General features: G+C 33.3%; 19 protein-coding genes. 16 read left to right on the forward strand and 3 right to left on the reverse strand.

All coding sequences use genetic code 11. From position 1 onward, the window contains the following. The first annotated feature begins 11 nt into the window (after positions 1-11). From sufB to KUA55_RS02150, 15 genes are all read left to right on the forward strand, one after another. Positions 12-1,406: a Fe-S cluster assembly protein SufB gene (sufB, locus tag KUA55_RS02080; protein ID WP_218324513.1), complete on the forward strand. Its 1,395-nt coding sequence runs from the start codon at positions 12-14 to the stop codon at positions 1,404-1,406. Positions 1,407-2,017: 611 nt separating this feature from the next. After that, positions 2,018-3,487: a type I restriction-modification system subunit M gene (locus tag KUA55_RS02085; RefSeq protein ID WP_218324514.1), complete on the forward strand. Its 1,470-nt coding sequence runs from the start codon at positions 2,018-2,020 to the stop codon at positions 3,485-3,487. Beyond that, positions 3,480-4,619 carry a restriction endonuclease subunit S gene (locus KUA55_RS02090; protein ID WP_218324515.1) on the forward strand — a complete coding sequence of 380 codons (1,140 nt, stop codon included), beginning with the start codon at positions 3,480-3,482 and terminating at the stop codon, positions 4,617-4,619. Before KUA55_RS02085 ends, KUA55_RS02090 begins: the two co-directional genes overlap by 8 nt. 29 nt (positions 4,620-4,648) lie before the next feature. Next, a complete protein-coding gene (locus KUA55_RS02095) occupies positions 4,649-8,005 on the forward strand; it encodes a DEAD/DEAH box helicase family protein (RefSeq protein ID WP_218324516.1) in 3,357 nt (1,118 codons plus the stop codon). A 149-nt stretch (positions 8,006-8,154) separates the two neighbouring features. After that, positions 8,155-9,264 (forward strand): GmrSD restriction endonuclease domain-containing protein, encoded by a 1,110-nt coding sequence (locus tag KUA55_RS02100; RefSeq protein WP_343214700.1) that lies wholly within the window; start codon positions 8,155-8,157, stop codon positions 9,262-9,264. Next, positions 9,264-9,800 carry a HEPN domain-containing protein gene (locus tag KUA55_RS02105; RefSeq protein WP_024797006.1) on the forward strand — a complete coding sequence of 179 codons (537 nt, stop codon included), beginning with the start codon at positions 9,264-9,266 and terminating at the stop codon, positions 9,798-9,800. Before KUA55_RS02100 ends, KUA55_RS02105 begins: the two co-directional genes overlap by 1 nt. Positions 9,801-10,449: 649 nt before the next feature. Continuing rightward, on the forward strand, positions 10,450-11,148 hold the full coding sequence (locus tag KUA55_RS02110; RefSeq protein WP_218324817.1) for a putative ABC transporter permease: 699 nt from the start codon (positions 10,450-10,452) through the stop codon (positions 11,146-11,148). Between the two features lie 289 nt (positions 11,149-11,437). Next, positions 11,438-11,698: an SWEET family sugar transporter gene (locus KUA55_RS02115; protein WP_218324517.1), complete on the forward strand. Its 261-nt coding sequence runs from the start codon at positions 11,438-11,440 to the stop codon at positions 11,696-11,698. Between the two features lie 356 nt (positions 11,699-12,054). Further along, a complete protein-coding gene (locus tag KUA55_RS02120) occupies positions 12,055-12,480 on the forward strand; it encodes a PAS domain-containing protein (RefSeq protein WP_218324518.1) in 426 nt (141 codons plus the stop codon). Between the two features lie 16 nt (positions 12,481-12,496). Beyond that, positions 12,497-12,883, forward strand: a complete 387-nt coding sequence (locus KUA55_RS02125) for a hypothetical protein (RefSeq protein WP_218324519.1) — start codon at positions 12,497-12,499, stop codon at positions 12,881-12,883. Between the two features lie 762 nt (positions 12,884-13,645). Continuing rightward, complete coding sequence (locus KUA55_RS02130; protein WP_218324520.1) at positions 13,646-14,380, forward strand: WxL domain-containing protein; 735 nt, start codon at positions 13,646-13,648, stop codon at positions 14,378-14,380. A 21-nt stretch (positions 14,381-14,401) separates the two neighbouring features. Next, on the forward strand, positions 14,402-15,103 hold the full coding sequence (locus KUA55_RS02135) for a WxL domain-containing protein (protein WP_218324521.1): 702 nt from the start codon (positions 14,402-14,404) through the stop codon (positions 15,101-15,103). A 31-nt stretch (positions 15,104-15,134) separates the two neighbouring features. Continuing rightward, positions 15,135-16,214, forward strand: coding sequence for a WxLIP family cell surface protein (locus KUA55_RS02140; RefSeq protein WP_218324522.1), 1,080 nt, complete (start codon positions 15,135-15,137; stop codon positions 16,212-16,214). Positions 16,215-16,307: 93 nt separating this feature from the next. After that, complete coding sequence (locus tag KUA55_RS02145; protein ID WP_218324523.1) at positions 16,308-16,649, forward strand: EF2685/EF0750 family sortase-dependent surface protein; 342 nt, start codon at positions 16,308-16,310, stop codon at positions 16,647-16,649. 111 nt (positions 16,650-16,760) lie between these two features. After that, complete coding sequence (locus tag KUA55_RS02150; protein ID WP_218324524.1) at positions 16,761-19,517, forward strand: hypothetical protein; 2,757 nt, start codon at positions 16,761-16,763, stop codon at positions 19,515-19,517. 107 nt (positions 19,518-19,624) lie between these two features. On the opposite strand, the gene KUA55_RS02155 is transcribed toward KUA55_RS02150, so the two are convergent. Then, complete coding sequence (locus tag KUA55_RS02155) at positions 19,625-20,695, reverse strand: endonuclease/exonuclease/phosphatase family protein (RefSeq protein ID WP_218324525.1); 1,071 nt, start codon at positions 20,693-20,695, stop codon at positions 19,625-19,627. A 117-nt stretch (positions 20,696-20,812) separates the two neighbouring features. Here KUA55_RS02155 and KUA55_RS02160 point away from each other — a divergent pair, with 117 nt between their 5' ends. Further along, positions 20,813-21,391, forward strand: coding sequence for a GNAT family N-acetyltransferase (locus KUA55_RS02160; RefSeq protein WP_218324526.1), 579 nt, complete (start codon positions 20,813-20,815; stop codon positions 21,389-21,391). Between the two features lie 17 nt (positions 21,392-21,408). On the opposite strand, the gene KUA55_RS02165 is transcribed toward KUA55_RS02160, so the two are convergent. Together KUA55_RS02165 and KUA55_RS02170 are read right to left on the reverse strand one after the other, a co-directional pair. After that, positions 21,409-21,927, reverse strand: a complete 519-nt coding sequence (locus KUA55_RS02165; RefSeq protein ID WP_218324527.1) for an LURP-one-related/scramblase family protein — start codon at positions 21,925-21,927, stop codon at positions 21,409-21,411. 21 nt (positions 21,928-21,948) lie between these two features. Beyond that, entirely contained in the window at positions 21,949-22,812 is an 864-nt protein-coding gene (locus tag KUA55_RS02170) for a Cof-type HAD-IIB family hydrolase (protein ID WP_218324528.1), read from the reverse strand. Between the last annotated feature and the right edge of the window lie 51 nt (positions 22,813-22,863).

Genomic DNA, 22,863 nt, shown 5'->3' on the forward strand with positions numbered 1-22,863 from the left:
GAGTGAAAAGTATGAGCGAACTTGAATTACAAGAAGAATATCAATATGGTTTTCACGATGATGTTAAGCCCGTCTTCACAACCGGTGACGGATTATCAGAAGATGTCATTCGCGAAATTTCTCGCGCTAAAAATGAACCAGAATGGATGCTTGACTTCCGTTTAAAATCTTTAAAAGCATTTTATAAGATGGACATGCCAGATTACGGTCCTGATTTATCTGATTTAGATTTTGATAAAATTAATTACTTTATCCGCTCTAGTGATAAAAAAGCCCGTGACTGGGATGATGTACCAGAAGAAATCAAAACAACTTTTGAACGTTTAGGGATTCCTGAAGCGGAACGAGCTTACTTAGCCGGTGCTTCCGCCCAATATGAATCAGAAGTGGTCTATCACAATATGAAAGACGAATTCACAAAATTAGGAATTGTCTTTACCGATACGGATACGGCTTTACAAGAGTATCCCGAATTATTGAAAGAATACTTTGGGACTTTGGTTCCTCCGACTGATAATAAATTAGCTGCCTTAAATTCAGCTGCTTGGTCAGGTGGTAGCTTTATCTATGTACCAAAAGGAGTAAAAACTGATATTCCAATTCAGTCTTATTTCCGAATTAATTCAGCCAACACTGGACAATTTGAACGGACATTAATTATCGTTGACGAAGGCGCAAGTATAAACTATGTTGAAGGCTGTACAGCACCAACGTATTCTTCAGATAGTTTACATGCTGCCGTAGTAGAAGTTTTTGTTAAAAAAGATGGCTATTGCCGCTACACAACGATTCAAAACTGGTCAAATAATGTCTATTCATTAGAAACCAAACGTGGCTCTGCTGAAGAAAACGGGACGATGGAATGGATCGATGGTAACTTAGGTTCAAAAGTAACCATGAAATATCCATCCGTGTACATGAATGGCCGTGGCGCTCGTGGAACAATGTTATCAATTGCTGTAGCTGGTAAAAATATTGTTTTAGATAATGGCGCCCGTATGATTCACAATGCACCAAATACTTCAAGCTCAATTGTTTCTAAATCAATTGCCAAAGATGGCGGCGCGGTAGATTATCGTGGAACCGTTCGTTTTACAAGAGACAGTGAAGGCTCATTTTCACATATCGAATGTGATACGATCATCATGGACGATCAATCGAGTTCAGATACCATTCCTTACAATGAAATTATGAATGGCAACGTATCTCTAGAACATGAAGCCAAAGTTTCAAAAATTTCCGAAGAACAATTGTATTACTTAATGAGTCGTGGAATCTCTGAACAAGAAGCAACTGAAATGATTGTTATGGGATTTGTGGAACCATTTACCAAAGAATTACCAATGGAATATGCTGTTGAGTTGAATCGTTTGATTCAATATGAGATGGAAGGCAGTGTGGGATAAAAAACAACTATAAACGTTTGTATAATAACGTTTATAGTTGTTTTTTTATGAAAATTAGCGATCTTGATGAAAATGACGAAACCTTTTTAGTGTATGTAATGTAATTATAAGTGAATAAGATGGACTTAATTTTATGTTATTATAGAATATACTGTATTAAAAGTTATGGATAGAGATACCATAAATAAAGAAAAAGAACATGATATTCTAGATAACGTGAAACAAGAGGAATTGTTTTTTAAATAATTCAACTATCCTCTTGTAATGAATAAAATGAGTTAAGAAGCAATAGAAGATAAGACATAGAAAATTAAAACTTCGCCTGGACAATCTTATTCTGTTGAAGAATTAATAAAAGGCTTGAACGAAACACACCATCAATTATTTTTAAGGTTAATTTCAAAATAATTTGTAGTGCTGTTAACAAAAAAAGAATCACTTTTGTAATATTAGTAATTTTTCTAAATTGAAGACTAAATGTATTTCTTAATCAATTGATGCTACAATTGTAGGGAATACATAACCAGAAAAATTAAAATGAAAAATATATATAATGACTTTTATTCATTGTATTTGAATTATAAATAGTGCTAGATAGGAGAAATAAAAAAATGATTACTGGAACAATTAAGAGTAAAATTGACAATATTTGGACAACATTATGGACTGAAGGAAGTACCAATCCATTAACTAATATAGAACAGTTAACTTATTTGCTATTCATGAAAGATTTAGATCGTGCAGAACTAGAAAAAGAAAAAAATAGTGAAGTATTAGGATTAGAATACACATCTTTATTTCCAAAAGACCACCCAGAATATCGTTGGCACACATTTAAAGACTTGGGTGATGCTCAAGAGATGTTCAATTTGATGCAACAAAAAATTTTTCCTTTTATAAAAAATTTGAATGGTGAAAATGATGATACTGCTTTTTCAAGATATATGAAAGATGCAATTTTTCAAATTAATAAGCCGGGAACATTACAAAAAGTAGTAGAGGCTTTAGAAGAATTACCAACTGAAGACAGAGATATGCAAGGGGATATTTATGAGTATCTTTTATCCAAACTAGCTACTTCTGGAACAAATGGACAATTTCGTACCCCACGTCATATTATAAAGATGATGGTAGATTTGATTGCTCCTACCCCCCAAGATATAATCAGTGACCCAGCTATGGGTTCGGCAGGGTTTCTAGTTGCAGCGAGCGAGTATGTAAGAAAACATCATCCAGAATTATTTTTAGATTCAATATTAAGTAAGCATTATCACAATAATATGTTTCATGGAAATGATATGGACAGTACGATGTTAAGAATTGGTGCAATGAACATGATGCTTCATGGGGTGGATAATCCGCAAATTAAATACCAAGATTCTCTTTCACAAGATAATATAGAGCGGGAAAAATATTCTCTAATATTAGCTAATCCGCCATTTAAAGGTTCTTTGGACTATGATACTACAGCAAATGATTTGTTAGCTTCTATTAAAACTAAGAAAACTGAATTACTCTTTTTGGCTTTATTCTTGAGAACGCTAAAACCAGGAGGTCGAGCAGCAGTGATTGTTCCTGACGGTGTTTTATTCGGTTCGTCCAAAGCCCATAAAGATATTCGGAAAGAAATTGTTGAAAAAAATAAATTAGAAGCAGTCATTTCAATGCCAAGTGGAGTATTCAAGCCTTACGCTGGAGTTTCAACTGCTATCCTAATTTTCACTAAGACTGAAATTGGCGGTACAGATAATGTTTGGTTTTATGATATGCAGGCTGATGGCTATAGTTTGGATGATAAGCGTAATCCAATCAAAGAGAATGATATACCTGATATTGTCGAGCGGTTTAAACATCGTAAACAAGAAATAGATTGCAAACGTAAGGATCAGTCATTTATGGTTCCGGTTGAGGAACTGGAAGGAAATGATTATGACTTAAATATTAATAAGTATAAAGAGATTGAATATGATGAAGTGGAGTACGAAGCTCCTATTATTATTTTGAATAATATCGAAAAACTCGAAAAGACTATTGCTGAAGGAATAAATGAATTGAAATCGTTGGTGCGAAATAATGACTAAATTGAATGAAGTAGCAGTTATTAATATGGGACAATCACCTGATTCAAAATACTATAATGATGCCGGTCAGGGAATACCATTTTATCAAGGGATTAGCGATTTTGGTAAAATCTTTCCTTCTCCTAAAAAATTCACGACCAAGCCTATAAAGATTGCAGAAAAAAATGAAGTACTTCTTGGGGTAAGAGCTCCAGTTGGAGATGTAAATATTTCGAACACTAGATGTTGTATTGGGAGAGGGCTGGCAAGTATCTCACCTAAGTCAGAATTCCTAGATTTAAAATACTTGTACTATTTGATGCATACGAAAAAAAAAATATTAAATAACCAATCCACTGGGAGTACATTTAAAGCAATAAATAAAAAAAATTTATCTGATTTAGAAGTCCCCTTACCTAATCTTATACTGCAAAAGAAAATAGCAAGCACATTAGATTTAGCTTCAGAATTAATCGAAAAACGTAAAGAACAGATTGCTGAAATGGATAAGTTAATTCAAAGTGTGTTTTATGAAATGTTTGGAGATCCTAACAGGCTTTCAAAAGAGTGGAAGGTAAATCTGAAAAGTATTGCTAATATTACTACTGGAAATACTCCTTCTAGAAAAGAATTAAAAAATTATGGTAATCATATGGAGTGGATAAAAACTGACAACATGAGTTTTGATTTTTTATATCCATCTAAGGCTACTGAGTATTTGTCAGAGATAGGGGTTAATAAAGGGAGAACTGCTGATAAAAACTCAATCCTTATGACTTGTATAGCTGGATCCAAAAAATCAATTGGTAAAGTAGTATTACTGAATAGAGTAGTGGCTTTTAATCAACAAATTAATGCTATTACAGTGAATGATAGTATTCATGTTAAGTATTTATTCTATACTTTAAAGTTTTCTAAGGTTCGCTTAGAAGATTTTGCGAATGATAGTATGAAAAAAATGATAACTAAATCAAAACTAGAAACTTTTGAAATAAATAATGTGGATATGAAGAGACAACTTGAATTTACTTCTATCGTCGAAGAAATCGAAACACAAAAGAAAACTATGGAAAAATGCTTACATGAAATGGAAAATAATTTTAATGCCCTAATGCAAAAAGCATTTCGTGGAGAGCTCTTTCCAGAAGAATAATTTCAGAAATTGAACGAAAGGAGAAAAAAATGGGGAATTTTGATTTTTTGACAAAAGATAAAGATTATCAAGGATTTGCTCAAGCTTGTATTGATACAGAAAAAGCAATGAATGTTAGCACGATTATGGTAGCAATTTGCTGCCGACGTGCGCTTGAACTTTCAGTTAAGTGGGTTTATCAATTTGATAGTGAGTTGAAAGTTCCTTATCGTGATAATCTATCTTCCTTAGTCAATCAGCGTGAGTTTCAAGATATACTTGATCCCAATTTACTGCCTGCTATTCGTTTTATTATTAAACTAGGGAATGTTGCTGTACATAATAATGCAACAGTCAAGCGAGAAGAGGCTATATTAGCTATAAAAAATCTATTCCAATTTATTTTATGGATTGATTATTGTTATGGCGAAAATTATCAAGATAGAACGTTCAATGAGGCGGTTCTTAGTTTATCAAAAACTATCAAAGAAAAAGAATCGCCGCGTCAACTAGAAGAGCTAACAGAAAAAATTAATGTGACTGATCCGCCACTTAAAGAATTGCAACAATCTCTACCAGATGAAACACGTGTAGATTTCATGAATAAACGAAAAAGTACAGTTGAATCTGGAAACTACGATTTTCGTATTGATAAAATTTCTGAAAGTGAAACGCGTAAGCGATATATTGATATTGAGTTACGACTTGCTGGTTGGAAATTCGATGAAAATATTGAAATAGAAGAGAAAATTGAAGGAATGCCTAATAAATCTGGTTTTGGGAAAATTGATTATGTTTTATATGGGAAAAATGGGCTGCCCTTGGCAATTGTCGAAGCAAAAAGAACGATGAAAAGCCCTAAAGAAGGGCGACAGCAGGCAAAACTTTATGCCGATCTCTTAGGAAAAAAGAAAGATCAAAAACCTATTGTTTTCTATACGAATGGGTTTGAAACATGGATGATTGAAGAACCCTATCCAGCTAGAGAAGTATCTGGTTTTTATACACAAGATGAGTTGCAGCTAATCATTGATCGAAGAGAAACAAAACGATCATTGAACTCAATAACTATTAACGATGATATAACGAATCGTTTTTACCAAAAAGAAGCAATTATTAATACTTGTGAGGCATTCGAGAATAGGCAACGTGAATCACTATTAGTGATGGCGACAGGAAGTGGAAAAACAAGAACGGTTATCTCTATTGTTGATGTATTAACACAGGCAAATTGGGCTAAGAATGTCTTGTTTTTAGCAGATCGAACTTCGTTGGTAAAACAAGCTTTTCGTAACTTTAATCAGCTGTTGCCAAATCTTTCGTTATGTAACTTATTGGAAGCGAATACGGAGAAGAATAATCCGCGTACTAGTCGAATGATTTTCTCGACATATCCAACAATGATGAATGCTATTGATTCAGTTAAACATGAAGAAAACTGGCTGTTTACGGTTGGACATTTTGATTTGATTATTGTTGATGAAGCTCACAGAAGTATTTACCAAAAATATCGTGCTATTTTTGATTATTTTGATTCCTTAATAGTAGGTCTTACTGCAACACCAAGAGAGGATATTGATAAAAATACCTACGATCTCTTCAACTTAGAAAATGGTGTTCCGACGTATGCTTATGATTTGGATAAGGCAGTGGATGATGGTTTTTTAGTGAAGTATAAAACGATTGAAACAGAACTAAAAATTCCGAGTGAAGGCATTCATTATGAGGACTTAACTGAGGAAGAGAAACAGGCATTTGATGATACTTTTGAAGATGAACCAGAGGTTAAGGATATTGATCCAGAAGCAATTAACGAATGGCTGTTTAATAAACATACGATCGACCTTGTTTTAAAAGAAATAATGAACAAAGGAATACAAGACTCTAGTGGTGATGAGATTGGAAAAACGATTATATTTGCGAAAAATCATCGTCACGCAGAAATGATAAAAGAGCGTTTTGATCTCCTTTTCCCTTATAAAGGAGATAGTTATGCTGATGTTATTGATTATAGCGTTAATTATCATCAAAGTTTGATTGATACTTTTTCAGTGAAAGAAAAGTATCCTCAAATTGCTATTTCTGTTGATATGCTTGACACAGGTATTGATGTGCCAGAGGTAGTGAATCTAGTTTTTTTCAAAAAAATCAGATCGAAAATCAAATTCTGGCAAATGCTTGGTAGAGGGACAAGATTATGTGAAAATCTATTTGGTCCAGGACAAGATAAAGATGGCTTTCTAATTTTTGATTATGGTCGAAATTTTGAATTTTTCCGAGAAGATAAGCAAATAGGAGAGGCTAGGCTGGTGACTCCATTGACTCAAAGGCTCTTTAATTTAAAAGTTGAATTGATTTATGAATTACAAGCCATACAGTATCAAGAATCTTCATTTATTTCATATCGAACCGAGCTGGTTAATCAGTTGTTTTCATTTGTCCAACAGCTAGATCAAAATTATTTTATGGTTCGTATGGAAATCAAACATGTGGATAAATTCTCACACTTAGACTCATGGAAAGCATTAACTATTTTAAATGTTAATGATCTAAAAAAACATATTTCACCTTTGATTGAACCGGAAAAGGATGATGAACTCGCTAAGCGATTTGATTTATGGGTATTTACTATTGAATTATCTACATTAACAAAGAGCAATGCAACACGAGCAATCCGACAAGTGATGGAAAGTGCTCAAGAACTTCAAAAACTGGGGACAATTCCTCAAATTTTGGAGCAAAAAGAGTTGATTAAAAAAATCCAAGAACCAGAATTTTGGGAGCAACCAACTCTTGAAACGTTGGAAGAAGTTCGCTTAGCATTAAGAGAGCTAATTCGTTTTATTCCTAAGTACACACAAAGAATCTATTACACTAATTTTGAAGATGAAATTATCTCGATACATGAAGATGATGCACCACTTTTAAAAGTAAATGACTTGCGTAGTTACAAAGAGAAAGTCGAAAATTATATCAGAGCACATTTGGATAACACTGCTGTCTACAAGTTACATCACAACCGTCCATTGACCAAGAAAGATGTAGAGATGTTGGAAGAAGTTCTCTGGGAGAAATTAGGTTCAAAAGATCAGTATAAAGAAAGTTACGGAGAAAAATCAGTGACTCTCTTAGTAAGGGAGCTGATAGGGTTAGATAAAGGTGCCGCAAAGGCTGTATTTTCTGATTTTTTATCTACTGAAAAGTTGAACTCACAACAATCAGAATTTATTAAATTGATCATAGCTTATGTTGTTCAGAATGGTTATTTAGAAAAAGCACAACTTCTGGAAGATCCTTTTAAACGTATCGGAACTATTGTCAATTTATTTGGTGATAACCAGAGGCAAATTCAGACATTAATTCAATCAATAGATTCAATTAATGACAATGCTAAGATTATTAATTAATTTTTATAAAATAAGGATTCATTTTTGATGAATTTAAATTGTCTAAAAGTAAGATTGTTTTTGTTTGTCTAAAAATCTTTTTTGCAAAAAAGATATAGAATTATATATATCACCATTGGAATGAAATTTGTATCAAAGGAGGAACAGTAGTGAAAGAAATTAGTTTGGTAGAAGAAAAGAATGAGGATGAGAGTATTTCAAACGATGAACTATTTAATATAAGTTCTTGGGGAGCAGATTTATCTTTTAGAGAAATAATAATGATGTATGATGAAGGTGAGCTGCTTAAACCTGAATTACAAAGAAATTATGTCTGGACAAAATTAGAGGCAAGCCGTTTTATAGATTCCATATTGCTTGGTTTGCCTGTACCTAGTATATTTTTTGCAAAAGTTGAAGATGAAAAAAAACTAATAATTGATGGGTATCAAAGAATCATGACTGTTTATGATTTTGTAAAAGGAGTTTTCAGTGGAAATAATCAGTCTTTCAAGTTATCCAATAGCGAGGCTATTAATAAAAGATGGCGAAATAAGACATTTGTTGAATTAACTGAAGATGAGCAAATTAGAATAAGGGCAACTACAATTCATGCAATTATCTTTGAACAAAAACAGCCTAGAAACGATAGTGGAATGTATCAAATTTTTGAAAGAATAAATACAGGCGGAAAAACATTAAAATCTCAAGAAATAAGGAATTGTATTTATCAAGGAGATATGAACTCCATTCTAATAGAATTAAATAAAGAAGAGATATGGAGAAAAATTTTACAAAATGATAAATTGGATTCTAGAATGTTAGATATCGAGTTGATTTTAAGATTTTTTTCTATAAGTCATTTGTATAGTAACACCCCTGATACCCATACCATCAATCTTACAAACTACTTGAACTGGTATATGTCAGATAAGAAAAATATGAATGAAGGTCAAATTAAGAAACTAACACAAATATTTATTGACACTATGAATCAGGTATTTGAAATATTTAATGACTTATCTTTTAGAAAGCCAACTAATATAAATAGAAAAATTAAAGTCAATCCTGTTATTTTTGATGCAGTTTCAGTAGCTACATTAAGAGTAATTGAAAATAAATTAGAGTTAGCATCAAAAGAAGCCATACTAGATAGATATGGTAAATTATTTTTAGATGAGGAATTTATTGATATGATTTCGAAAAGAACTACAAATATTGATAACATAATTGGTAGGATAAATAAAGTTTATGTTGATGTATATGGTGGTAAAATATAATGAAGCATGACATTTATACTGATTCTATGTTTAATGAGGAAGTTCAAAATAATTTGATTGGTGTTTTATCAGAGTTAAATGCTATCAGACAAATTATTAATAAGGATCACTTTTCTTCTGCTAATCCCTATTTGATAAATTATTCAATCGTTAGGTCAAGTGGAACTCTTGAACAAAGCTATAAAACTCTAATTTATGATTTTCTAAGAGTAGAAGAAAAAGAAAAGTTAAATGTCTATCTAAAAAAAAATATTGTAGATTCTTCTTCTAACCCTAATACAGGGAATATAACGAAAATGCTCGAAGGAATGGATGGTATGTGGTCAAATAAATTCAATGAAAATATAAATTTAATTAGCAAGGAAGGGGAACACAAAGCAAATTTAAATAGTTTGGTTCAATCAAGAAATGATTTTGCTCACGGAGTGAATCTTTCTAGTATAAAGATGGAAACAGTTATTAAAAATTACGAGTCAGGTATATATATATTGAAAGTTTTAGACTGCATATTAAATGAAATTGAAATGGATATCTAAAGGTTAAAATAATTAAGTAGTTCAATACGTTCTCTTAATGCATGCTTTTTAAAAACTAACACCCAAACTAGCACCAATCCCGAAAAATCATCAGAATTTCATGGCATCGCTCAAAACAGCGGATGTTGATCTAACAGTATTTAGAAGCTGTTGAAACTTGTAGAAAACACCATCCCTTTGCTGGAAGGCAGTGTGGGATAAACCTGTTTTACTAGCTAGAAACCTTATTTTGTAGGGTTTCTAGCTTTTTATTTTGCGTAAAAATAGGTAGGCTCTGTGAAAAGGTCTGTGCCTTTTTTTAAAACCAACAAATTGAGCAAATTTATCAGCTTTTGCGGTAATGGGAAGTAGGTCTATAAATATATGGTCAAGATAACAGTATCGAATATATCACCCTGGTTGTAACTGTTTGTAATATAGATAATAAAACTTTGAGATAGATTCATTGTAAAATGTCCATCGTACTATTAGCATATTTTGGTATACTTAATTCTAGGTGATTTAGTTCAACATTATTTTTTGCATAGGAAATAATTAAAAAATAACTGTATTGGCTAACAGAACATCCAAAAAATATTGAAGTTGGAAATAGTCACACTAAATAAAAACAGGTAGCGAGGTAAATAAATTGAGTATTGAAACACTTTTTATGACATTTATTGTTTATTCATTTGTAGGTTGGGTTTGGGAAAGTATTTTTTGTTCGATTAAGGATAAACATTTTGTGTATCGAGGTTTTTTATTAGGACCATACTGTCCTGTCTATGGTTTTGGTGTAGTTGCAGTACTGTTATTAGTACCAGAAAACGCGGGAACCTTACTAAACTTATATTTCAATGTTGTTGTAATTGTAACGATTATCGAATATATAACTAGCTGGTTACTTGAAAAATTATTTAATATGAAATTATGGGATTACACAAATGTTCCATTAAATATTGGTGGAAGGGTCGCTGTTCCTGTTTCTCTTTTTTGGGGTATTGGCTGTCTTATTCTAATAAAAATTGTTAATCCATTTTTTCAATATTATATTCATCTTTTCATAAATAATACACGGAGCATTGGCCCGATTCTTTTAGCAATCTTATTTTTAACTGATGTCGTGACGACATTTACATTTACAATTACTACTAAAAAAGAAGTCGAAGTTCACATAGATGAATCTGATACTGAGAACGCGGCAATCAAAGAATACAGGCTAAAACATATATTCGAAAATAAAAGATCTTCAAAGGGTAGAACAAAGGTGCTTGAAAATTTGTCTCAAAAACATAAAAATTTGCGACTTCATAATCTGAATAGAATTGTAAAGAATTATCCCAATATGAAATTTAAAAAAAGTAATTAGTATGAGCATAATTCATATTAAGAACCAAATTTCTCTATCTATGTAACCATGATTACAAAATAAAATAGAGAATACCAAATGAAGCATACCAACTACTTTTCATTTTTAACGAAAAAATTTTTTCGTTTTAATTAATGCCCATCACTTTTTTTATAGTAAAGCATTTATAGACTTAAGGAGACAATTATAATGATTAGACGAATAAAATCGGTTGTATTGCTAGGTCTTTTAGCGTGCACAGATTATCATTAGAAAAAATATATTATTCAAGAATACGAGGCGGTTTAAAATGGAAAACAATAAGTTTATTAGATATTTGAGTTGGACAGCAACTATCATGTCAATTTTGATGTACGTTTCTTATATACCTCAGATAATAGACAACTTGTCCGGTTCAAAGGGTAATCCTATACAGCCAATGGTAGCAGCAGTGAATTGCACCTTATGGGTAATTTATGGTCTTGGAAAAAAACCAAGAGATATCCCATTAGCAACAGCTAACTTTCCAGGGATAATATTTGGCTTAATAACATTTCTTACTGCTTTATAATAATCGATTATTCAAAGATGATCTCATTACATGCGAATTGCTTAACTGTGAAAAAAAGTTCTTATAGTAGTTATTCCCTAACACTTTCGCCAATGGTTTTAGCCGATATAAATGCGAAAAATAGGAAAGCTTGAAATAATATATCAAAATTGTAATTGGAGAAGTTTTTAGTTACAGCGATGTTCATTCATAGTAAGTTAGCCGTTATCTTTTTAAAAGCGGGGCAAATGTAGCTAGAAAATTATACAGTTTCTTCCAGAAGTTCCATTTAAAAGGTAAACATCAGAATATATATTTAATCAAAAGTTGCTAAAGAGGAATTAAGTAAACTAGTGTAAAAAGAAAAGAGGAAAACTATGTCATCAATTGAATTAGAATCAGGCAGATTAACGATTGAGCAATTAAATGGTATTTTCAGAGCTATTCCACAGGAATTTGATTTTATCGATGAAAACGACATTGTGAAGTGGTACTCTAATAACTCTATGCGGTTGTTTGACAGAGATAAGAGTGCTTTGAACAAGCATGTTTTGGATGTACACCCAGGAAAAAGCAGTAATCGAATAAATAAATTGCTGGATCAAATGCATAGTGGAGAAATCAGTCAACAAGTAATGGTCATTCCAGCAAAAGGGAAGCAAATTCAAATTAGCTTCTTCGCAGTGAGAGATGACGAAGGCAATTACATCGGCTGTATTGAAGTGACTCAGGACGTTTCACATTTAGTTGGTAAATCAAAAATTGGACACTTTTTGAATTTGATTAAAAAGGGTTCTAAATAATGGAGTTGAATGAATCTTGAAGAAGAAATTAGTAGTAGCCATGGGAATTATTGTGTTAATAACGGGCGGAATCTTAGCCATAATTAATTTAAAAAGTGACAATGATTCTGGTTGGCTTGTGGGGAACTGGCAATCTCCTGATAGCGAACTTAACAGTACATTAGATATAACATCTACCAAAAGTAACGAGATATCATTGACCATTGATGATCAACAAACGATGAAACTCAGACGAGTTAATAAAAATACTGATGAAGCATTAGTATATAAAGATAGTGATGGTACTACGTATAAATTTATCAAAGTATCTAATGCCAAATTAAAGTTTATATTGACTGCAAAAGAAGGTTTGATAGGTCAAACAAATGCCTTAGTTTACAATAAAAAATCGTCTATAAAATGAGAAATAATATCCCACGCAAGATGAGATTCTAATAATATGTATTTTGGCGTTGATGATCTGTGAAAAAATCTGTGACATTGGGTAAAACTATGTGCCTTTATCTTATCGCTATTAGGTTAAAAGACTTCAATAGTGAGAATGAACATATCTACTCGAAACTATAAAATAGCCAGGTTTTATATGGAAGGTTCTGTAGGATAATAGAATTAAACAAAAAAGTTTAAAGGATGTGAAACCAACATTCTTTAAGCTTTTTTATTTTTGGGGAATATTTTAAAAAATAATAAATATAATGTTTATTTAAATAATTTTTTTAAATAAGAATAACTCAAAATTCTCTTGACAAACATCTAAAATGATTTTAAGCTTAATTTGTAAATTAAATTTATCAAAAAACGCGTATTTTTTTAAACTTTTTAATATTTTATATAAAATTATTTGATATTTTCTTATTTTATCTTTCGATATATAAAAAATGGTTATAAAAATATCGTTTTTTTGAATATTTGTTTTTTAATGTGTTGATAGTAATAATTTTCTCAATGTTTAAAGGTGTTCAATCTTTAATCTAATAATTATTAGTCTTGAAACAGAATTTTTGAGGGGGTGCATGATGGTGTAGTTGGTAAGATGTCGCTGAAACTAAAACCAATTGATAGTTACTTTGTTTTTGAGATGTCCGTTTTTGATTTATTAGATAACTTGAATATGTATTTTTGAATGCGCATTCAATTTGTTAATTAAGAAAAGGAGATGTACAGAATGAAAATGAATAAAAAAATGTTAATGGGTGCATTGTTGTGCGGTAGTTTGTTACTAGGTAGTTTACCAGTAAATGCTGAGAGTCTACCGTCAACTGCTAAGACTCCAGGTAGTATTGTTTTAGAAGAAAATGATGATCCGACTAAGCCAGTAGATCCAACAGACCCTACTAAACCATTGGAACCAGAAGATCCAGATAATCCAGGTACCGGAAATGAAGGTCCTCTATCATTGGATGTTGCACCGAAAAAATTTGATTTTGGTGTGCAAAAAATGTATCAAACTAAACATACTTACACTGGTGTAGCTATGGATAATTCCGAAGAACGAGGTGATCGACACTACTTACAAGTAACGGATAATCGTGAAGCAGATGTTACTGGTTGGACTGTAAAAGTTAAACAAGATCGAGAATTGACTGATGATGGGACTAACAATATTTTGACGGGTGCTTATATTAAATTACCAAAAGCAGATGCTCGGAATAGTTTAAATGTTCCGTCAACTTCTATCGATACTAGTTTTACAACGGTTGGTGGATCTGGGTTGAATATTTCAACTGCTGAACAAACTGTTTTTGCTCCAACATCAACAACGACAAATAAAGGGAAAGCAACCTCAACTTCATTGTGGAAATCTAGCGAAGTTGAATTAACCATTCCTGCAGGAGTAGCTAAAGCAGGAACTTATACGAACAATGTGGAATGGTCACTAACTGCCGGACCAACAATCTAATTTGTAGAGGAGTAGACAAAAGTGAAAAATTTTAAATTAGCCAGTATCGCATTAATCATTGCTCTATCTCTGTCTACAGTATCACCTGTATTAGCAGCAGAAAATTCAGTGGGGGAAACTGATGGTAATATTTCTTTTGTGATTAATGATGATCCGACTAAACCAGTAGATCCAACAGATCCGAGTAAACCTGATCCTGGTGGAAATGATGGTGATAATGAAGAAACCAAGAACCAAGGGCCATTGTCACTAGATGTAATTCCAAAGCAATTTAAATTTGGTACACAAAAAGTTTCTGCAACGGCAGCAACCTACAAAAATACCCCTGAAAGTACCAATAAACTTAATTATTTACAAGTAACTGATAATCGTTCTGAGCTCAATGGTTGGAGCGTCAATGTTGGAATGACTGAGTTTACAAGTACGACAAGTGATGTTTTAGCTGGTGCAACGCTTGTTCTGCCATCAGGTGTAGCTAGAAATAGCACTACTGGCGAAACACCTGTTTCGAATATTTCTACAAAAGGTGGAACTATTTCAGCTGATGAATTAAATACTCTTACCGTATTTGGGGTTGATAACTCAGGTGTGGGTAAAGCAACTTCTGTGAACACTTGGAATGCAGCGGAAGTTGCGTTAAATGTTCCAGGTGGACAATCAAAAGAAGATAAGACATATGAATCCACTATAACTTGGACATTGACTGCAAATGTGTATAGCTAAAAAATAAATTATATATAGGGAGTTATGCTGAATGAAAAAATTAAATATATTATTTGTTAATTTGCTGGCATTTCTTTTGTTTTTTATTGGGGGAAGCATAGTCACTGTAGCATCAACTCAAAATGCTGGTGTCGGATATAGTGTACAAAAAATTAGTCCTGAAGGAGCACAAGTTTCAGAAGCCAGTTCGTACTATGATTTACTGGTGACTCCAGGAGAAACACGAACGATTCAAGCACGGATTCAGAATTCCGAGGCAGAAGAAATCAGCGTTCATTCTGACATATTTACAACCTATACAAATGCTAATGGAGAAATTAGCTATACTTCCCAACCAGAAAAATACGATAGTAGTTTAAAATTTAAGGTTAGTGATTTTTCGACGATTGTAGCATCAGATATTGATGCTACAATTGCACCAAATAGTTCTGAAGTTGTCACAGTAGAAATCAAAATACCCAATAATATTCCAGATGGTGTTTATTTAGGTTCTTGGTATTTTTTAAAGGATGGGCAAGATGAAACGACTTCTAGTTCTGAAGGAATTTCTATTAATAACATGTATAGTTATGCGATGGCTATCAAGCTAACTGTGAATAAAGAGATTGAAGCACCCAATATGAACTTACTAAATATTACGACAGGATTGAATAATTATCGAAAAGTAATCAATGCGAATTTACAAAATGATCAAGCAGCAGTTTTATCTAATCTAACTGTTTCGGCAGAAGTAATGAAACGTGGAGAGTATGAAGTGTTGTATTCTAACGAAATTAGTGGGTTAATCATGGCACCAAATTCAAACTATTCCTTCCCAGTTTTTTATAATGATGAACCAATGGAAGCAGGTCGTTATACGATGAATGTAAAAGCGACCACGACAGATCCAAAATGGGCAGAAAAGACTTGGGAATGGACAGAAGATTTCACGATTACGGAAAATGAAGTGAGAGAATATAGTTCAAAAGCAATTAATGATCCTGAAGTCGAAGAATCAAATTGGACATGGTTAATTATATTATTAATAGTCATTCTAATAATACTATTATTAATATTACTTTTTGTCTTGTATCGTCGTAAAAAGAAAAAAGAAGAAGAACAGGATAGATAAACTAACAACTTTAAACTAGTAAGTATTATGATTTCAGTGTATATACAATACACCAATTATTTCTAATGATTTGAAACAAGGAGGTACTGAGCAATGAAAAAATTCTTTGCTTTGTTTTGTTCCATATTTTGTTTTTTGTGGATCCTCCTCATTAACAGTCCTGTCGAAGTAATGGCCGCTTCGACACCAGGTAGTGTTACTTTATCAGAATTTGCGGATTCGCCAACACCAGATCCTGGTGAACCTGCAGGACCGCAAGGAAATCCGGTAACAACTGGTTATCGTCCTGCAAGTAACATAAGAAAGACCCTTCCACAAACGGGAGAAATAATTTCCATAAGTCTATCTTTAATAGGCATTCTCTTGGTTTTGATAATTTTACTTTGCCTGTTATATAAGAGGAAAAAGGAATACGCGAAAGAAAAAACTATCTGAATAAGAACAAATAGCCCCTTTATACTATTGTGAATTCAAATTTTCAGATAGAGAAATTAAAATAATATTTAATTGAGATATATCTGGAAATTAAGATAAGGATGGGTATAAATGGATAGAAAAATTAAAGGTTTAATGATGTTATTTTTAACATTTTTTTTAGCAGCAGTTTTTCCATTGACAGCTGCTGCGGCAGATGATGAAGATCCAAATTTAGGTGAATATGACGAATTTAAATTTGGGAAAGAATATGAACCAGACATTAATCTGGGAGCTGATGATCCTAATGCGGGTCAAATACGTGAGGAAACAGATGAGAACGGTAACGTTACTAGAATTTTCTTAGAAAGCCTTATGGAAACCAATTATACAACTCCTCAAAAAGAAGGAGGGGTTATTGGGATTGGTGAGAAAAATAACGATTACACTAAGTTATCTTCAATGAAGCTACTTACTCGAGACGCAGGATTTCTTGCTAATATTGTCGGAATCGATCCTAAGGCGGAGTTTAGGACAAGTTATACACCGGGTTCGAGCAGCGAACCATTTAAAGGAGGAACTTGGAAAGGTACCGGGATTGTTCCCTTGACTGCAAGTATAAAACTTGAAGGAGCTAGTAATGCTCTATCTGATATCCAGACAGGAAACTATGGTGCATACGTGCGGCTAGCTTTTTCCCCAGGTGTAGATGCTCGTTCGATGGCAAAATCAATTAACTGGAAAAACTCTGGAGCTAGTTCAAGGTATATACTTCGAGCCCTTAATACTGTCCCTCTACCATTTCCTAAACTTTATTTTCCAGTTACTTGGGCTCCGAGATACACTAGATGGAGTGAAGATGATCCTAGCGCCATTTATATCTTAATTAAAGGTGTAAATTACAGTAACTTTTCGTTGTCTGAAAGAGGGGATATGACCACTCGTCCTATTGTTTTAGAAGGTCTGATCGCCACATTGAGCGGGTTGGGTGATATACTCGGCCATGCTGCAGGGCATATTGACATTGACGTCAATCGTTACGAAGGGAATTTAACAAGAAATGAATTGATAGAAATGAACTATGATCCTATTGGGAATGCTGATGCCTTTAAAGGAGCAGATAATAGTCCAGGTAAGGTATTAACTAAAGGAACCTTACCACCTGATCCGGCTAATAAATTGGAATGGGCATTCTACCTTCTTGATAACGAACTGATGCTAGCACCAGGATTAGCTGGGTACGGAAAGAGATTAGGGGGAATTGAGGATGCGTATTTCGATATAAGTAAACTTGAAAAAAATCCAGTAGAAAACAATTCAATCCCTTCCTGGAGTAGCTATTTCTCACCAATTGATAAGATTAGAGATGTGTCAGATCAAATATCCAGTGATGGTTTAAACCTCGATCCTCTGAAAAGTTTTAATCTTCATTCCCAACTGGACGGTGAGGGTAATTATCTGGCGACAGAGTTCCAAGAGCTTGACGGAGATGATTATACTATGGCTCTCGAAGGCTCGCTGTACAATGAAAGAAACCTTACTCTCTCTCATAAAGATTTGTTGATGACATACGGAGAACTTAATGATCCTTCCCTCAGTGAAAAAGGTGGTCGAGGGAATCGGTTTATGCGAATCGTCGATTTCTTTGAAAGAAAAGATATTACTGATGACCCTACAAAAAATATCGTTACTAGCCAAACTATTTTAGATGACGAAGGAAATCAGCAACCGATTTCTGCCTTAATGAATTATTTAAATGTCAGTCGTCCGGTGTACTTTAATGGTACAGCTACCGCAAGCGTTGGTGGCGAAACAGGCAAAATCAACTCGGCTATCTTAAATGTGTTACAAAAATTTGAAAAACCAATTATTAAATTGGATGATCAAAACTCTACAGATTTAAAACTAAGGGAACGCGGTCAATTACAAGGAACAGTCAGCTCGGTAGAATCTGGCAAAGTTAAGATGTATTATTCACTTGATGGTGGAGAGTATCAATTGCTTTCGGAAATTGATACTAGTAATGATCTTGGGGATGAAAAAGAATTCGAAATTCCCAATTTATTATATCTAGATGTAGGAGATATAGGTACGCATAGATTTTCATTTAAAGCAGTGGATGAATATAATCAAGAATCCGATATTGTCACACAAACGGTAAATGTATCAGCTAATAAGTATAAAATTAATTTAAAATATCTCAACAATGCGGATGAACCTATCACAGAGGCTAGAGAGATTGAGATTGATGATACCGATTTAGCAGTTGATGGTACCTATAATTTAAACTTGCAGGATTACGAATATGACAAGGATAACTGGATTTTTAAATATGCTACTTTAAACAAAGAAAGTACTCAGTATCAATTAGCTGATCCTGTTTCATTAACTTTGGGTATGCTTGAAAAAAATCAAACGAATGTGAATTATTATTATGCAGCTAACCTTCCAGAATTCACTGTTCCTAATGCAATAGATTTTGGTGAGAAAAAGACTGAATTCAAAGAAAAGAATTATTTCCCTGAAAGTATTGACGGTAAACTTGAAATTAAAAATAATACTAATACTACTGACTGGGCATTAAATGTCGAAAGTACAAAAATAATTGATTCTAATCAATCTAAAGAACTAAATGGTGCATTAAGTTATTATAAGAACGGAGCACCAAAAAATGTAATAAATGAATCTTTGACTATATTTGATGCCAACTCGGATGGAGATGCTAGTAGTGGCGTTACTATTTCTGATGATTGGACATTAGAGAGTAATTTAGGTAATGTGCCAGAAAATAAGAGAAATGGTTTTTCTATCAAAACAGCTGGAGGTAGTTCTAAAGGGGATTATAAAGCAACATTAAATTGGACATTTATTAATGGTATTCGGCCATAGAGTAAATTTTCTCTACGAAAAAGGGAACAAAAATAATAGCTTAAAGAAAATTTGTTTTATCGATTAATTTTCTTTAAGCTTTTTTGATTTAAAAAGAGTCACTCAATTTATTCATTTAATTGAAAGTCCAAATAAACTGGATTATGATCCGAATATTCAAATTCGGTATCTTCTACTTGTAAATTTTTCACTTCAATATTATCTGAAACGATAAAGCCATCAATTAAAGTAGTGTATGTTTTTCCCTTTTGATAAGGTTCGTTTAAATCACGAGCAGATGGAACAGCATCTTTAGCTAAGTCTTTATTTGGTAGACTAAAACCGGCGGGTAATTTTTCTTTTGGAAATGGGTGCGTCCAAGTGCGACGTTCTTTCGTCTTGTTAAAAATTTCTGGACTATTGCCTAAAAGATCGTGATTATAATCGCCAGCAACTACTACATAATTGCCTTTTTGATATTCTTCGCTAATAAATTCAAACAGTTTATTAAATTGCGCTGTTTGAATTTTTTTGTCACTTGTATAAGCTGAAAAATGGATATTTATGGCAACTAATTGCTTATCATTTTCAGTAGGGATATATGCGGCAGTAAAAGCGCGATCTAAGTCGAAAAATTTATTAAAATTAGTTTCAATCGGTAAAGAATAACGTCTGGCAGCTGTTATTTCTCCATGACTCAAAGTAACTAGGCCAGATTTAGCTTGGCCGATTGGTTGAGTAAAGGGATAGAATAAATAGGCTGAGTGATAATTTTCACCGTATAGATTATTATAGCTTGGTAATTGATCTTTTAGCATTTGGACTTCGTTGACTTGTCTTGAACGAGTTCCTTTTTGATCGACTTCTTGATAGAAAGCCAAGGTTGGATCCAAACTTTTAGTCGTATTTATGACGCCAGCTAAATTAGCTTTCACTGATTGTGAAGAATCAGCAATTGATTTATCCCCACCATCCATAAAGAAGCTGTAACTTGGTGGATAAGAGCCATAGCCAATATTATAGGTCATAGCGCGATATTCGGTATTCGTTGTTAGTTCTTGCTGAGAAATATTTTGTGGTTTTAATGCTTGGTTATCAGCAATGCGGTCATAAGAGGCAAAAAGATAGATAAGATAGCCTGCGATTACAATAACAAATAAGCCAATTAAGATACCAATTATTTTCAATATTTTTTTCATTTTTAATCCCTCCAAAGATATGATAGCAGAATTTTATAGAAAATAATCTTAGTTAGTTTTAAACTTAGCGAAAGAGATGTTACACTGGGGATAGAAATTAATTAAAGGAGCTTGGAAATGATTCGTTTTGCAGAAAAAAAAGATGGCATGGCAGCCGCAGAGTTAATTTTAATTATTTTAAAGGACATGGAGTTAGATTTTCTGAACTATTTCAGTGAAGAAGAGACGAAAAAAGTGATTGCCGATTGTTTTTTAGATCCAACTTATCGCTATAGTTATCGCCGTGGTATTGTCGATGAGATTGATGGGAAAATCGCTGGCGTTGCTTTTGGTTATCCAGCGGAAGATGAGGCTGTGATTGACTTACCACTGATGAATTACTTAAAAGAAAAAGGGATTGAAGAAGATATTAAAATGTTTATTGATCCTGAAACTGTGCCGGGAGAATGGTATCTCGATTCAATCGCGGTAAATCCTGAATTTAGAGGGCATGGCATTGGCTCACGATTAATAGAGTCATTAGATAAATTGGCCCTTCGTGACGGTAAAGAAGTCATCGGCTTGAATGTTGACCAAGGTAATCCTCAAGCCAAACGTTTATATGCGCGTCAAGGATTTCATGATGTTGGGGAAATGACATTGAGCGGACATGTATATGATCATATGCAGAAAAAAGTAGCGCAACCGTCTAAATAGACGACTGCGCTACTTTTTTAGGATGAGAAATTTACTTCAAGATTTGAAGTATTTTCGGGTTGTTTTTTTCGATTGTAAAGCCAGTAATCCATGATTGCTGCAATGCAAATACAAATCGGTGCATCTTTTGGATTGGTAACATCCATCACATAGTAATCTCCGGTTAATAATGTTGCTTTATCCATCCGCATAATCGGTTCATTAAAATGATTGATTTTATATTTATGGTGGTAAATATTTCCATAAACAGCCCAATTTAAATGTTTAATATAATAAAAATCACCAGGCCAATTAAAAATTTTGTGGAGATTACCAACTTTTTCAATCCCAAGATAAATTTCAAACTTGTGTCCAAAAATTACGCTGGCTTGCTTGATGGCAGCAACCACTTCACCTGACATATCGTAAAGGGTCAAAACATTGCCTTTGCGACCCCAGTTTCCGACCATTAGATATAACGCTTTTCCCTGACAATTTTTAATGACGGTTCGGGTAGTTGCGCTGAGTTGTTGTTCTTGAATAAAATATTCCGTCATTTCTATCACCGCTTTTTTGAATTATTCACTAAGAATCTGTTGAATGGCAAGGGCGACGCCGCTTTCTTCATTGGTGGCAGTTTCAAACTTGGCTACTTCTTTAACAGGTAATTCTGCATTACCCATCGCAAAGCTCGTACCAGCATATTTTAACATACTTATGTCATTATAGTTATCTCCAATTGCCATAATCTCGTCTGATGTAAAATCAAACTGTTGAGCATAATGAGCAAGTGCCACACCTTTTTGAGCATTTTTATGATTAATTTCCAGGTTAGTACTGTCAGAAGCAGTAATGGCTAAGTCTCCTAAGTCAGCCAAATCTGCAGAGACTTTTTCTAAAATTTCTGCCCCATTTTTATCAAAGGCAATAATTTTTAATACTTCTTCTTGGGTTTTGATAAGTTCTGCCTGAATATCTGGAACAAAATCAGTGTGGAGTTCTTCAATCACATTTGCCACTTGGACAGCTAACTCTTCAGGTGTTAAATCTGGCGCATGATCTAAGACATTTTGATTCAGAAAAGCTTCTCTGACAGCTTGATTTTCAGAATAGACGTGTTCTGCTGTAAATACTTCTGCATAAATGGCTTGATCGTTTAAATGATTTAAGACACTAAAGGCTAAGTCTTGCGGGATAGCTGCTGTATAAACAGTCTCTCTATCTTGATTAACAATTTGAGCACCGTTTAGTAAAATCATCGGCACGCGAATCGCGGTGGGATTTAAAGCCCGTTCTGCGTGGATAATACCTCGGCCGGTAGCCGTAATAAATTTTAGACCTTTGTCTAAAGCATTATTGATAGCGGTAATGTTTTCTTCAGAAATTTGCATCTGGTGGTTTAGTAAAGTGCCATCCATATCAGAAGCAATTAATTTAATCAAAATTGTTCACCTAACTTTCTTCTTTTTCATTGATAGTGTACCATATTCTTG

It is taken from the genome of Enterococcus alishanensis (genome assembly GCF_019218635.1).
Taxonomy (GTDB): domain Bacteria; phylum Bacillota; class Bacilli; order Lactobacillales; family Enterococcaceae; genus Enterococcus_A; species Enterococcus_A alishanensis.